This window comes from Plantactinospora mayteni, assembly GCF_016862935.1.
Taxonomy (GTDB): Bacteria; Actinomycetota; Actinomycetes; order Mycobacteriales; family Micromonosporaceae; genus Plantactinospora; species Plantactinospora mayteni.
The window spans coordinates 105,117-117,973 of sequence record NZ_BONX01000054.1 but is presented as its reverse complement, the minus strand read 5'-3'; the positions used below and the strand labels follow the sequence as shown (position 1 = coordinate 117,973).

The window sequence follows — 12,857 nt, the reverse complement described above, 5'->3', positions numbered from 1 at the left end:
CCCGGTCACTTGGTGGCGCCCGAGGTCAGCCCGGCCACGAACTGCTTCTGCACCGTGAGGTAACCGATGACCGGCAGGATGCCGGCGAGGAACATGATGCCGAAGAGCTGGCCATAGTCCACTGAGTACTGTCCGATCGTGAGGTAGAGGCCGGTGGTGATGGTCTGGCCCTGGAGCGGGCCGAGGATGAAGAGCGGGTTGAGGAAGTCGTTCCAGATCCAGAGCGTCAGGAAGATCACCACCGTGGCGGTGGCCGGCCGGACCAGCGGCATCACGATCTGCCACCACACCCGCAGCCCGCTGGCGCCGTCGAGCCGGGCCGCCTGGATGATCTCGTCCGGCACCGAGCGCATGAAGCCGACGTAGACGAAGACCGCGAACGAGAGGTACCCGCCGCCGAGGTTGGCCAGGATCAGCCCTGGATAGCTGTGGTCGAGCCCGAGCCAGGTCAGGATCTGGATGGTCGGCAGGAGGGTGACCTGCGGCGGGATCATCAGGCCGGCGGCGAAGGCGACCAGGATCGCCGCCTTGGTCCGGCCCTGCTTGCGGGAGATGTAGAAGCTGAACGCCGAGCCGAGCGGCACCAGCAGGGCCACCGAGACGACCGCGACGATCAGCGAGTTGCGCAGCCCGAGCGGGATCAGGTTGTCCGGCCGGGTCAGCGCCTGGGTGATGTTCTCCAGGGTCGGCGGCCACGGCGGTGCGATCGGGTTGGCCAGGATGTCGTCCTGCGGTTTGAACGCGTTGACCAGCATCAGATAGATCGGCGCGACGAAGAGCAGCGTGACGGCGGCGGCGACCAGGACCCGGAGCCGACCGCCGAACCGGCGGGGCCGGGCGGTGCTCCGGGTGCCGGTCCGGGCCGGCGGGACGGCGCCGATCCCGGACGCCAGGCGGGTCCGTTCCCGGGTACCTCCGGACGGGGCGACGGTGGTCACAGGCTCACCTCCCGGCGGCGCAGCGCACCGGTGACCGTCAGGGCGACCAGCGCGGAGAGCGCGAGCAGCAGCATCGCGACGGCGCTGGCGTACCCGACCCGGTCACTGGTGAACGCGAGCTTGACGATGTAGAGCGCGGTCGACTGGGTCGAGTTGGCCGGCCCACCGGCGGTGAGCACGGCGATCACGTCGTAGAGCTTGAGTACGGTGATCAGCGAGATGGTGACGCTGATGGTGGTACCGGGGGCGATCATCGGCCAGGTGACCGTCCGGAACCGCTGGCTGCCGCGTACCCCGTCGAGCGAGGCCATGTCGTGCAGTTCGAGCGGGATGCTCTGCAACGCGGCCAGGTAGACGACGGTGGTGAACCCACTGAGCACCCAGGCGACGACGACGCCGATGCAGAGCAGTGCGGCGTTCGGGCTGCCCAGCCAGGGATAGGGCTCGTCGAGGATGCCCACCGTCATCAGCGCGGTGTTGAGTACGCCGTTCTGGGTCAGGATGGTCTGCCAGACGAATCCGACGATCACCCCGGAGAGCACCTGCGGCAGGAACGCGACGGTACGCATCACCCGGTAGCTCAGGCTGGTCCGGTTGAGCAGGATCGCGAACCCGACCCCGAGCGCGTTGGCTGCCACGGTGACCCCGAAGGCGAGCAGCAGGGTGACTTTGAGGCTGGCCCGGAGCTGGTCGTCGCCGGCCATCTCTGTGTAGTTGCGCAGTCCGATGAAGTCGTTGGTGGCGCGCAGCGGGTTCTCGTTGGTGAAGCTGCTGCGCAGGCTGAGCAGCAGTGGCAGCACCAGGAACACGAGGTAGAGCCCGAGGGCCAGGGCGGCGAGCAGGGCGAGGCCGCGGTCGGGGGTACCTCTTCGGCGTCGGCGGGGGCCGGACATGTGGTCGTCTCCTTGCAGCGGGGGTGGCCGGGGGCGCTGGTCGTCCCCGGCCACCTGCCGGTTCCTACCGAACCTTCTTCAACCTGAACCGCGCGGTGCGTCCGCCTCGACTTCCGCCTCCGGCCACGACGGACCGCACGGGGAGGTTGAGAAGGTTCACTGGGTGGCGGTCTTCCACGCGTCGTCGAGCTTCTTCAGCTCCCCGGCGACGTCGTCGCTGGTGAAGAGGGCCTGCGCGGACGAGTAGAAGGCGTCGTTGAGGCCGGGTGGCAGCGCGTCGTCGTTGGTCGCCCAGCCGATCGCGTTGACCTTGTTGTTCTGCTCGGTCACGTAGGCGTAGGAGTCCTCGAAGACCTGGGTGACGGTGACGCCGTAGTCGTCGAGCGTCTTGCCCTTGATCATCGGGAACGCGCCGTCGGTCTCGATCAGCGCCTTCAGGTTCGCCGGGTTCAGCGACCACGCCTGGCCGAACTTCTCGGCCAGCGCGGTGTCCCTGGCCTTGGCGCTGATCGCCATCGAACCGCCGCCCACGAACGGCACCACCACCGAGCCGTCGTCGGTCGGCCACGGGAAGGAGCCGAAGTTGTCGGCGTTCTCCCTGGGCACCGAGCCGAGGAACCAGCTCCCCATCGGGTACATCGCGGACTTGCCGCCGGTGAACCGGGTGATCGAGTCGGCGTACTTGACGCCGAGCGCCCCCTTGTCGAAATAGCCGTTGCCGACCAGCGTCCGGTACTTCCGCACCGCGGTCACCACGTCGGCGTCGGCGAACTTCACCTTGTCGGCGTGACGGTCCTGGAGCCAGTTCCTGTTCTTGCCGAGGATGTCGGCGCTGATGATGCCGACCAGCGGCATGCTGGCGGCGAACGGGTCGGCGCCGCCCAGCTCGATCGGGGTGGTACCGGCGGCCTTCAGCTTGGCGCAGGCGTCCAGGAACTCGGCCCAGTTCTTCGGCGGGGCGGTGATGCCGGCCTTGGTGAAGAGTTCCTTGTTGTAGTAGACCTGCGGCACGATCTGCGAGTTGGTCGGCGGGATGTAGACCTCGCCCTTGAGCGTGTTGGCCGACGGCAGCAGGAAGTTGGCGTCGATCCAGGTCTTGTCGTACGGCTTGAGCAGGCCGGCGCCGACGAAGTTGGCGGGCGTGATCGACTGGAGCAGGTCCGGGAACTGGCCGGACTGCTGGAGCTGCTTGGCGTACGCGTCCCGGTCGGTGCTCGGCGCGACGATCTTGTTGATCTTCGCTCCCGGCACCTCGGCCTGGGCCGCCGCGATCGAGTCGTCCCAGAACTTCGCGGTGAGGCTCGGAGTCTCGAAGACAAGGTAGGTCAGGGCGGTTTCGTCGCCTTCGCCCCCTGCGCCGCCGCCACCGGAACAGGCGGCGGTGAGGGCGAGGAGACCGGCGACGCACGCCGCGAGAAGCGGCTTCCGTATCAAGGGGTCCTCCTACGGACGGGCTTTTCCAGGGAGTACGGGGTGGGTGGCGCTGGGGTGACACGTGCTGCGGCGCTGGCTTCGGGCCTTGCGGGGGCGGCGGGCGTGTCGCGGCTCGCACTAGGCAGGAAGATCAGGGTGAGATAACGTTATCCCGCAAGCTAGGGAAGTTTCGGGTGGGTGTCAAGGGTGTTGCCGGGGCGCTGCCCGGAAGTGGCGCCCGGAGGGGAGGATCAGGCGATGACCGAGCGGGTGGCTGCCTCGTCCGGCCGGAGTGGACGGCGGAAGCGGCCGACCATGCTCGACGTGGCCCGGGAGGCCGGCGTCGCGCTCCGTACGGTGTCCAGGGTCGTCAACGAGGACCCGACGGTGGGCGCGCAGTTGGCCAGCCGGGTACAGGCGGCGATCAGCGCCCTCGGCTACGCCCCGGACGAGCGGGCCCAGCAGTTGCGCCGGGGCACCAGTGGCACGGTCGGCGCGGCGGTACGCAATCTGGCCGACGCGCACCCGGTGCTCAGCGCGGTCGACAACGCGGCCCGGGAGGCCGGGCTGGCCGTGCTCGCCATGTCGACCGAGGACGACGAGCAGCGTGAGCGCGCCGCGGTGATGTCGATGTGCCGGCGCCGGGTGGACGGCATCGTGATCGAGCCGATCGGGATGAGCCACGACTACCTCTCGACCGAACTGGCCGCCGGGCTGCCGCTGGTGGCGGTCGACCGGCCGACGGGTGGGGTCGAGGCCGACGCCGTACTCTCCGACAACGCCGCCGGGATCGGCATGGCGTACCGGCAACTCGCCCTGCACGGGCACCAGCGGATCGGCTACATCGGCGACGACGAGCGGATCTTCACCGGCCGCGAGCGGGCGGCGGCCTTCCGGGCCTGCGTCGCGGCCAGCGGCGGACCGCTGGACGGGATGACCCATCCCGGAGCGGTCTCGCCGGGCCGGATCTCCGCCGCGCTGGCCGCCGTGTTCAGCGGGCCGACCCCGGCCACCGCACTGATCACCGGCAACGCGGAGACCACCATCGAGGTACTGCGGCACCTGGGCGCCGACGCCGGCCGGGTGGCCCTGGTCGGTTTCGACGACTTCCCGCTCGCCGACATCCTGCGCCCCGGGCTGACGGTGGTGGCGCAGAACAGCGCGGTGATCGGCCGTACCGCGATCGACCTGCTGGTGGCCCGGTCGGCCGATCCGGCCCGGCCGGTCCAGACCGTCACGGTCCCGGTCGAGCTGATCGCCCGGGGCTCCGGCGAGCTGCCGCCACCGGACTGAGCGTTGTGACTGCCGTCACAGTCAATTGTGGACGCAGGATAACGTTATCTGGCACCCGACCCGACGGCGTGGCAGCGATGATACGACGATGGCGTTGTCGACGGAGTTCACGCGGTTGTTCGGAGTACGGCATCCGATCGCGCTGGCGCCGATGGGCGGGTCGGCCGGTGGTGCACTGGCGGCGGCCGTCTCGCGCGGCGGCGGCCTCGGGATGCTCGGCGCGGCCCACGGGGATCGGGCGTGGCTGGACCGTGAGGCGCCGATCGTCGCCGCCGGCACGGATCGGCCGTGGGGCGTCGGTTTCCTGACCTGGGCGATCGACGTCGGGGCGGTGGAGCGTGCGCTGGACTACGGCCCCCGGGCGGTCATGTTCTCCTTCGGCGACCCGAGCCCGTTCGTGGCACCCGTCCGGCGGGCGGGGGCGGTCCTGGTCATCCAGGTCACCGACCTGGCGGAGGCCAGGCAGGCGGTGGAGCTGGGCGCCGATCTCATCGTGGCGCAGGGCACCGAAGCCGGTGGCCACGGCGCCCGGCGGGGACGCTCCACCCTGCCCTTCGTACCCGTCGTGGTGGATCTCGCGGCGCCGGTGCCGGTGCTGGCGGCCGGCGGGATCGCCGACGGCCGGGGCCTCGCCGCAGCCCTGGCCCTGGGCGCCGCCGGAGCCCTGATCGGCAGCCGTTTCCAGGCCACCGCCGAGGCGCTGGTCCCGCCCGAGATCGCCAAGGCGATCGTCGACGGACGGGGCGAGGAGACCGAGCGCAGCAGCGTACTGGACGTGCTCCGCGGCTCCCGATGGCCGTCGAAGTATCCCGCCCGGACGCTCGGCCACCCGCACCTCGACCGGTGGCGTGGCCGCGAGGCCGAACTCGTCGGCGACTCCCGGGCCGGACAGGACTACCAGGACGACGTGGCCCGGGGCGCGATACCACCGCTACCGGTCTGGGCTGGCGAGGCCATCGACCTGATCACCGACCTGCCGCCCGCCGCCGACCTGGTCGGCACCCTGGCCACCCAGGCCGAGGAGGCGCTGTCCAGAGCCGGACGGCACTGACCGGCAGCCGCTCCCGGCCGCCACACTCGGGCCAGCCCTGAGCCGGCCGCCACACCCGGGCCGACCCCGAGCCGGCCGCCACACCCGGGCCGGCGCCGGGCTCGTCAGTGCGACTCGCGGGCCACCCGGTCGCCGCTGCCGCCGACCAGGAACGCCAGGTCGGCACCGGTGTCGGCGCCGAGCACGGTGTCCACGTAGAGCCGCTCCCAGCCCCGCGCCGGCTGCGCCAGTGCGGACACCATCGCCGGGGCGGGCGGCCGGGCCGCCAACTCGTCGGCCGGGATGTCCACGTCGAGCCGTCGCGCCTCGACGTCCAGCACGATCGGGTCACCGGTGCGTACCCGACCCAGCGGCCCACCGGCGGCGGCCTCTGGCGCGACGTGCAGCACCACCGTCCCGTACGCGGTGCCGCTCATCCGGCCGTCGCAGATCCGCACCATGTCGCGTACGCCCTGGCGCAGCAGCTTCTCCGGCAGCGGCAGGTTGGCCACCTCCGGCATCCCCGGATAGCCCTTCGGCCCACAGCCGCGCAACACCAGTACCGAGTCGGCGTCGACGTCGAGATCCGGGGCGTCGAGCCGGGCATGCAGTTCCTCGACGGAGTCGAAGACGACCGCCCGGCCCCGGTGCCGCAGCAGGTGCGGCGAGGCGGCTGCGGGCTTGATGATCGCGCCGGCCGGGGCGAGGCTGCCGCGCAGCACCGCGATGCCCGCCTCCGGCATCAGCGGCGCGCTCCGGGCCCGGATCACCTCCGGGTCACTGATCTCGTGCCCGGCGAGGTAGTCGCCGATCGGCCGGCCGGTCACCGTCAACGCCGATCCCTCGAGCAGGTCGGCGACCTGGTTCAGCACCGCCGGCAGGCCACCGGCCCGGTGGAAGTCCTCCATCAGGAAGCGGCCGGCCGGTTGCAGGTCGACCAACAGCGGTACGCCGCTGCCGAGCCGGTCGACGTCGTCCAGGGTGATCGGCACGCCGACCCGGCCGGCGATCGCCAGCAGGTGCACGACCGCGTTGGTCGAGCCGCCCAGCGCGGCCAGCGCCACGATCGCGTTCCGGAACGACGCCTCGGTCAGCACCTGACTGGGCCGGCGCTGCCGCGCGACCATCTCGACGATCAGCTTGCCGGTACCGTGCGAGCGGGCCAGCAGCCGGCTGTCCGGGGCCGGCAGGCCGGCGGTACCCGGCAGGGTCATCCCGAGTACCTCGGCGAGCAGGCCCATCGTGGAGGCCGTACCCATCGTGTTGCAGTGGCCACGGCTGCGGATCATCGACGACTCGGAGTCGAGGAAGCCCTCCGGGGAGAGCGTCCCGGCGCGTACCTCCTCGGAGAGCCGCCACACGTCGGTGCCGCAGCCGAGCGGCACGCCCCGGAACGTGCCGGTCAGCATCGGCCCACCGGGCAGCACCACCGCCGGCAGGTCGACCGAGGCGGCGCCCATCAGCAGCGCCGGGATGGTCTTGTCACAGCCGCCGAGCAGCACCACCCCGTCGACCGGGTTGGCCCGGATCATCTCCTCGATCGCCATCGCGGCCATGTTCCGCCAGAGCATCGCGGTCGGCCTGACCTGCGTCTCCCCCAGCGAGACCACCGGCAGGTTCAGCGGCACCCCACCGGCCTCCCAGATCCCGTTCGCGACGCTGGCCGCGACCTCGTCCAGGTGCCGGTTGCAGGGGGTGAGGTCGGAGGCGGTGTTGGCGATCGCGATCTGCGGGCGCCCCTCGAACGCCGAGTCCGGCAGGCCGCGCCGCATCCACGCGCGGTGCAGGTAGGCGTTACGGTCCGAGCCGGCGTACCACTGATCGCTCCGGAGTGCAGGCATACTCTCCATTATCAAGAACAACTTCGGATACGGCTTCCGCCGTCTTCCTCGAACTGCGCCGCTGCCGCACCGTGCCGCCGCGTCGGGGACGGCGAGCTGACCGTGCGTGCGTTCGTGCTGACCGGTCCGGGTGCGGCCGAGGTACGCGAGGTCGCGCCGCCGGTCGCCGGGCCGGACGAGGTCGTCGTGGACGTACTGCGGGCCGGTGTCTGCGGCACCGACGCCGAGTTCTTCTCCGGGCAGATGGCATACCTGCACAGCGGCGACGCCCGCTATCCGCTGCGGATCGGGCACGAGTGGTGCGGGGTGGTGTCGGCGGTCGGCCCCGGTGTGCCCGAGAGCTGGCTGGGCCGGCGGGTCACCGGTGACACCATGCTCGGCTGCGCCCGGTGCGCCCGGTGCCTCGGTGGACGGCAACACCTCTGCGCGGACCGCCACGAGATCGGTATCCGGGGCGGCTGGCCGGGTGCGCTCGCCGAGCGGCTGCCGGTACCGGTCCGGGCCCTGCACCCGCTGCCAGACCAGGTCGACGTGACGCTCGGTGCGCTGGTCGAGCCGGGCGGCAACGCGTTGCGGGTGGTCGAGGCGGCGCGGGTCGGGCCCGGCCGCCGGCTGCTGGTGCTCGGGCCGGGCACGATCGGTCTGCTGGTGGCACAGATCGCGGCGGCCCGGGGTGCCGAGGTGCACCTGCTCGGCCGGGACGAGCCGTCCCTCGACTTCGCCCGCCGGCTCGGCTTCGGGTACGCCTGGACCGCGCGAACGCTGCCGGAGCCGGCCGCGCTCGCCTTCGACGCGGTGGCCGACGCCGCCACCGACGAACGGCTGCCCGCGCTCGCGGTGCGGCGGGTCGAGCCCGGTGGCCGGGTCGTCTACATCGGACTGTCCGAACGACCGAGCCTGCTCGACACCCGTGAACTGGTGCTCAGGGACGTGACGGCGGTCGGCGTACTCAGCGCCTCCGGCGGGCTCGCCGGCACCATCGAGCTGTACGCCTCCGGGGCGGTCGACCCGCGTCCGCTGGTGGCGGCGACGGTCGGGCTGGACGAGGTGGCGGGCGTACTGCGCGGCGAGCGCGATCCGGACTGGGGCGCCGCCCCGAAAATCCACGTCGATCCACGACGCTGAGTGCCTGCTGACAGGGCCAGCGTGACCTGACCGTCGCGGATGGCAATCTCGACATGGCGTCCTGCCATCCTGCGGCCGAGCTATGTCCAGTTGTTAAGCCGATGTTACGTAAGCCGATATGATCTTGTAGCTTGTATGGATGGGCATCCCCGGTGATCACGGACTGACGGCTCAGCCGACGCCTCTCAGCCGTGGTCGCCTGCCGGGCGTACGCCCAGCGCGAGGTTCCCGGACGACGTGCGGATCGCTGGCCCGGCCCACCTCCCAGCCCACATCCGCCGTGCTCGGCAGCCTGGATCCTGACACGACCCGGACCACCTGAACAGATGTCCCGACTGAACCTTTTTCAACCTCCCCTTACGGTCCGATGGACCGTGCGGTCAGACGCGGTGCGCGAGCGCCGCGCGGCTCAGGTTGAAAAAGGTTCACTGTCCTGCGGTGTTCCCCGCCGCGCAGGTATGGAGAGGGTTTAGCCGATGATGAAGCGTGCCGTGAAGTTCACCAAGCAGCACACATCCAATTCCTTGCGTGTGGTGGCACGACGCGTGATGAGTGAAGCCCACAACGCCAGACTGCGACTCACGGTTCCCGTGGAGTCGCCGAGTGAGTTTGGAAACGTGTATCACTGCACGACGCAAAAGACGGCCAGCCAATGGATCAAGGCCCTGCTCAACGATCCGATCGTGTATCGCCATTCCGGACTACTGCCCCTCGATCCACGCCCCCACAAGTGGCGTTACCCGCAAGCCTTCCCGCCAGGCCGCTTGGTCTCCACTCTCTTCCTCTCCTACAACGGCTTCATGAACATCCCGAAGCCCGACCACTACCGGGCGTTCTTCATCCTCCGGGATCCGCGTGACATCATCGTCTCCCGCTATTTCTCCTATCGGAGTTCGCACACTGCGATGGGTGACATCCTCCAGGTGCGGAAGGTCCTCCAGGAGCAGCCGAAGAAGGAGGGCCTGCTGCACGTCATCGACCATCTCGCCAAGAAGGGCACCTTCAAAATCCTTCGAGGGTGGGCGAGTGCGCCGAGCACGGAAGCCATCCGCCTGTTCAAGTACGAGGACCTGACCGGGGAGCAGCAGGCGGAAGAGGTGGACCGGCTGATGCGCCACTGCGGGATCCCGCTCTCGCCATCCGATCTGGCGACCCTGCTGTCCAGGTACAGCTTCTCACGAATGCGGAGCAGCCGAGAGAGCGTCGGGTCGATCTCTCACTACCGTAAGGGAGCGCCCGGCGATTGGCGCAACCACTTCGACGACGATGTCCAGGAGGTCTTCGCCGCGGCGACCGGCGACCTCGTCGACCTTCTCGGTTACCCTGCGCCCGAACTGACTCCCCACACCCGGCCTGACGGCGAATAGCGACGGCGCTGTCGCGAGGGCGTCACAGCACCCGGCGCAGCCACTCCTCCACCCCGGCGATGTGCACGGTCGCCCACGCCCGGGCCAGTTCCGGCTGCCCCGACGCGACCGCGTCCAGGATCGCCGCGTGCTGCTCCCGGGTCTTGCTGACCGCACCCTCCTGGGTCAGCCCACGCCACACCCGGGCCCGGGTCGTCGGCCCGGAGAGGCTGTCCAGCAGCGACGTCAGCACGTTGTTGCCGGCACACGCCGCGATCTGCCGATGGAACTCGAGGTCGTTGGCGACCAGCTCGTCGATCGTCGGGTCGTCGCCGAGCCCGTCCAGCACCGCCCGCAGGTTTCCCAGATGTTCCTCGGTCATCCGCTGCGCCGCCAGCGCCGTCGCGGCCGGTTCCAGGATCCGGCGTACCTCCAGGAACTCCAGTACGGTGTCGTCGCGGTGGAAGTCGACGACGAAGCTCAGCGCGTCCAGCAGCAGCGCCGGGTCGAGGCTGGTCACGTACGTGCCGTCGCCCTGGCGTACGTCGAGGACCCGGATCAGCGAGAGCGCCTTGACCGCCTCCCGCAGCGAGTTGCGGGACAGTCCGAGCCGCTCGGCCAGGTCGGGTTCCCGGGGCAGCCGGTCACCGGGGCGCAGTTCGCCGGCGACGATCATCTGTTTGATTTTGTCGATCGCCTCGTCTGTGACCGCCACGCGTTCCTCCCACGTCCTACCTGTACCGCGAACCCTAGGCGCCGGCTAGCTGCCGAGCCGGTAGGTCCGCACCGCCGTTTCGCCGAAGACCGCCGACCGCTCGGCCGTCGAGAGCGGCGGCAGTACCTCGGTCAGCGCCGCCAGCACCGCGCCGTAGCCGGCGGCGAGCCGGCAGACCGGCCAGTCCGAGCCGAACATCAGCCGCGCCGGCCCGAACAGCCGGACCGCCTCGGCCACGAACGGCCGCAGGTCCGCCGGCCGCCACCGCCCCCAGTCCGCCTCGGTCACCAGCCCCGAGAGCTTCGCCGTGGCGTTCGGCACGGCCGCCAACTCCGCGACCGGACCGGCCCAGGCGGCCAGCCCGGCCGCACCGTCCCGGATCGCCGGCTTACCGAGGTGGTCCAGCACGAACCGCAGCTCCGGCACCTCCCGGGCGGCGCGGGCCACCGCCGCCAACTGGTCCGCCCGGCACACCACGTCGAAGGCCAGTCCGGCTTCCGCGATGGTACGCAGACCGCGCCGCACCTCCGGCCGGTCCAGGTAACCCGGATCGGTCTCGGCCTGCACCTGCGGCCGGATCCCGACCAGCAGCTCACCACCGGGCAGCCGGCGGTAGCGGGTGATCGTCTCCGGCAGCTCCGGATCGGCCGGGTCCGCCCAGGCGACCACTCCGGCGATCGCCGGAGTGGTGGCGGCGTGCCCGAGCAGGATCTCCGCCTCGGCGGTGTCGCACCGGCCGCCCTCGACCAGCACCGTCCGGTCGACCCCGGCCGCCGTCAGCTCGGCGAGCAGGTCGGCCGGCTGGAAGGAGCGGCGGATCGGGGCCAGCTCGGGTGCGTCCAGCCACCGGTAGCCGTCCTCGATCCGCCACAGGTGGTGGTGCGCGTCGACGATCACGGCGTACCGACCCGTTGGGTGGGGACCGGCGCGTCCGGGCGGAGCAGTCCCACGGTCACCAGCTCCGACCAGAACTCCCCGGGCGGCGGCGCCGCCGCGTGCAGCGCGGCGTTCCGGCGTACCTGCTCGGGGTTGTTCGCGCCGACCACCACGGAGGCGACCGCCGGGTGCGCGCCGGCGAAGGCGAGCGCCGCCGCCGGCAGCGTGCTGCCGTGTTCGGCGCAGAGCGTGGCGATCGCCCGGGCCCGGTCCAGGATCTCGGCCGGGGCGTCGGCGTAGTCGTACGGAAGTCCGGCGTGCGGCCGTTCGACGGCGAGCAGTCCGCTGTTGAAGACGCCCGCGTTGAGCACCGAGACCCCGCGCCGCTCGCACTCCGGCAGCAGGCTGTCCAGTGCCGGCTGCTCCAGCAGGGTGTACCGGCCGGCCACCATCACCGCGTCGACCTCGGTCTCGGCGACGAACCGGTGCAGCACCTGCCACTGCTTCGAGCCGACCCCGATCGCGCCGACGACCCCCTGGGCGCGCAGCTCGTGCAGGGCCGGATAGCCCTGCTCCAACGCCTGCGTCTGGTGGTCCTCCGGATCGTGGATCAGCACCAGGTCGATCCGGTCCAGCCCGAGCCGGACCAGGCTCGCCTCCAGCGACCGTCGCACACCGTCGGCGCTGAAGTCCCAGAGCCGCCGGTGGTCGGCCGGTACGTCGAAACCCTCGTCGTCCCGCCGCCCCGCCCCGGACCGGTCCGGCACCAGCAGCCGCCCCACCTTGCTGCTCACGGTGTACTCGTCACGCGGCAGCGTACGCAGCGCGTCGCCGAGCCGCCGTTCGGAGAGCCCGAGGCCGTAGTGCGGGGCGGTGTCGAAGTAGCGGATGCCGGCGTCCCAGGCCGCCGCCACCGTGGCCAGCGCCTCGGCTTCGCCGACCGCCGTGTAGAGGTTGCCGATCGGGGCGCAGCCGAGGCCGAGCCGGCTCACGGCCACCTTGGAGTGCCCCACCCTGATCCCCGTCATGCCGTCTCCTCGCCGTCTGTCGGCAACTCCCAGACCAGCGACAGGCCCGAGTCGTTGCCGGAGTAGTCGTCCCGCACCTCCAGCAGTTCCGCCATCCGGGCCTGCCACGGCACGTTCGCCGGATGGTCGCGCAGTTCGTGCCGCATCCGCTGGTAGTCCTCGACCTCCACCAGGTGGAACAGGTCCGGCCCGTCCCGCCAGATCCGCCAAGTGTGCACCCCGGCGGCCCGCAGCGTACTGGCCAGCTCGGCGGGGATGACCTGGTGGACGCGGTCGTACTCAGCCTCCCGCCCCGGCTTGAGCCGGGTGTGCAGGGCGATCCGCTGCATGGCTGCGAAGCTCCTTCCGATGCCTGTCCG

The 12,857-nt window shown here is 71.1% G+C and carries 12 protein-coding genes; 4 read left to right on the top strand and 8 right to left on the bottom strand.

The annotated features are described in order from the left end of the window. Window positions 1–5 precede the first annotated feature (5 nt). From Pma05_RS35420 to Pma05_RS35410, 3 genes are all read right to left on the bottom strand, one after another. Entirely contained in the window at window positions 6–938 is a 933-nt protein-coding gene (locus tag Pma05_RS35420; protein WP_239313780.1) for a carbohydrate ABC transporter permease, read from the bottom strand. Then, window positions 935–1,831, bottom strand: a complete 897-nt coding sequence (locus Pma05_RS35415) for a carbohydrate ABC transporter permease (protein WP_203861884.1) — start codon at window positions 1,829–1,831, stop codon at window positions 935–937. The genes Pma05_RS35420 and Pma05_RS35415 overlap by 4 nt, the downstream gene beginning before the upstream one ends. Before the next feature lie 156 nt (window positions 1,832–1,987). Beyond that, window positions 1,988–3,265 carry an ABC transporter substrate-binding protein gene (locus Pma05_RS35410; protein ID WP_203861883.1) on the bottom strand — a complete coding sequence of 426 codons (1,278 nt, stop codon included), beginning with the start codon at window positions 3,263–3,265 and terminating at the stop codon, window positions 1,988–1,990. Window positions 3,266–3,502: 237 nt separating this feature from the next. On the opposite strand from Pma05_RS35410, the gene Pma05_RS35405 reads away from it, so the two are divergent. Together Pma05_RS35405 and Pma05_RS35400 are read left to right on the top strand one after the other, a co-directional pair. Next, window positions 3,503–4,537: a LacI family DNA-binding transcriptional regulator gene (locus tag Pma05_RS35405; protein WP_239313777.1), complete on the top strand. Its 1,035-nt coding sequence runs from the start codon at window positions 3,503–3,505 to the stop codon at window positions 4,535–4,537. An 88-nt stretch (window positions 4,538–4,625) separates the two neighbouring features. Further along, complete coding sequence (locus Pma05_RS35400) at window positions 4,626–5,588, top strand: NAD(P)H-dependent flavin oxidoreductase (protein WP_203861882.1); 963 nt, start codon at window positions 4,626–4,628, stop codon at window positions 5,586–5,588. A gap of 104 nt (window positions 5,589–5,692) precedes the next feature. Here Pma05_RS35400 and Pma05_RS35395 read toward each other — a convergent pair whose 3' ends face one another. Beyond that, on the bottom strand, window positions 5,693–7,408 hold the full coding sequence (locus Pma05_RS35395; protein WP_203861881.1) for an IlvD/Edd family dehydratase: 1,716 nt from the start codon (window positions 7,406–7,408) through the stop codon (window positions 5,693–5,695). A gap of 102 nt (window positions 7,409–7,510) precedes the next feature. Here Pma05_RS35395 and Pma05_RS35390 point away from each other — a divergent pair, with 102 nt between their 5' ends. Beyond that, entirely contained in the window at window positions 7,511–8,533 is a 1,023-nt protein-coding gene (locus Pma05_RS35390) for a zinc-dependent alcohol dehydrogenase (protein WP_203861880.1), read from the top strand. A gap of 476 nt (window positions 8,534–9,009) precedes the next feature. After that, entirely contained in the window at window positions 9,010–9,900 is an 891-nt protein-coding gene (locus Pma05_RS35385; protein ID WP_203861879.1) for a sulfotransferase domain-containing protein, read from the top strand. Between the two features lie 22 nt (window positions 9,901–9,922). Here Pma05_RS35385 and Pma05_RS35380 read toward each other — a convergent pair whose 3' ends face one another. From Pma05_RS35380 to Pma05_RS35365, 4 genes are read right to left on the bottom strand one after another with little or no spacing between them, the layout of a single operon-like run. After that, on the bottom strand, window positions 9,923–10,594 hold the full coding sequence (locus tag Pma05_RS35380) for a FadR/GntR family transcriptional regulator (RefSeq protein ID WP_203861878.1): 672 nt from the start codon (window positions 10,592–10,594) through the stop codon (window positions 9,923–9,925). Window positions 10,595–10,639: 45 nt separating this feature from the next. After that, window positions 10,640–11,491, bottom strand: coding sequence for an amidohydrolase family protein (locus Pma05_RS35375; protein WP_203861877.1), 852 nt, complete (start codon window positions 11,489–11,491; stop codon window positions 10,640–10,642). Further along, window positions 11,488–12,498: an aldo/keto reductase gene (locus Pma05_RS35370; protein ID WP_203861876.1), complete on the bottom strand. Its 1,011-nt coding sequence runs from the start codon at window positions 12,496–12,498 to the stop codon at window positions 11,488–11,490. Before Pma05_RS35370 ends, Pma05_RS35375 begins: the two co-directional genes overlap by 4 nt. After that, window positions 12,495–12,827, bottom strand: coding sequence for an L-rhamnose mutarotase (locus tag Pma05_RS35365; protein WP_203861875.1), 333 nt, complete (start codon window positions 12,825–12,827; stop codon window positions 12,495–12,497). The genes Pma05_RS35370 and Pma05_RS35365 overlap by 4 nt, the downstream gene beginning before the upstream one ends. Window positions 12,828–12,857: the final 30 nt, after the last annotated feature.

What these genes read in the sequence shown, in the direction of transcription:
- Pma05_RS35370 (WP_203861876.1), bottom strand. Translation starts at nt 12,498, where the DNA reads ATGACGGGGATCAGGGTGGGGCACTCCAAGGTGGCCGTGAGCCGGCTC.
- Pma05_RS35415 (WP_203861884.1), bottom strand. Translation starts at nt 1,831, where the DNA reads ATGTCCGGCCCCCGCCGACGCCGAAGAGGTACCCCCGACCGCGGCCTC.
- Pma05_RS35395 (WP_203861881.1), bottom strand. Translation starts at nt 7,408, where the DNA reads ATGCCTGCACTCCGGAGCGATCAGTGGTACGCCGGCTCGGACCGTAAC.
- Pma05_RS35365 (WP_203861875.1), bottom strand. Translation starts at nt 12,827, where the DNA reads ATGCAGCGGATCGCCCTGCACACCCGGCTCAAGCCGGGGCGGGAGGCT.
- Pma05_RS35385 (WP_203861879.1), top strand. Translation starts at nt 9,010, where the DNA reads ATGATGAAGCGTGCCGTGAAGTTCACCAAGCAGCACACATCCAATTCC.
- Pma05_RS35405 (WP_239313777.1), top strand. Translation starts at nt 3,503, where the DNA reads ATGACCGAGCGGGTGGCTGCCTCGTCCGGCCGGAGTGGACGGCGGAAG.
- Pma05_RS35400 (WP_203861882.1), top strand. Translation starts at nt 4,626, where the DNA reads ATGGCGTTGTCGACGGAGTTCACGCGGTTGTTCGGAGTACGGCATCCG.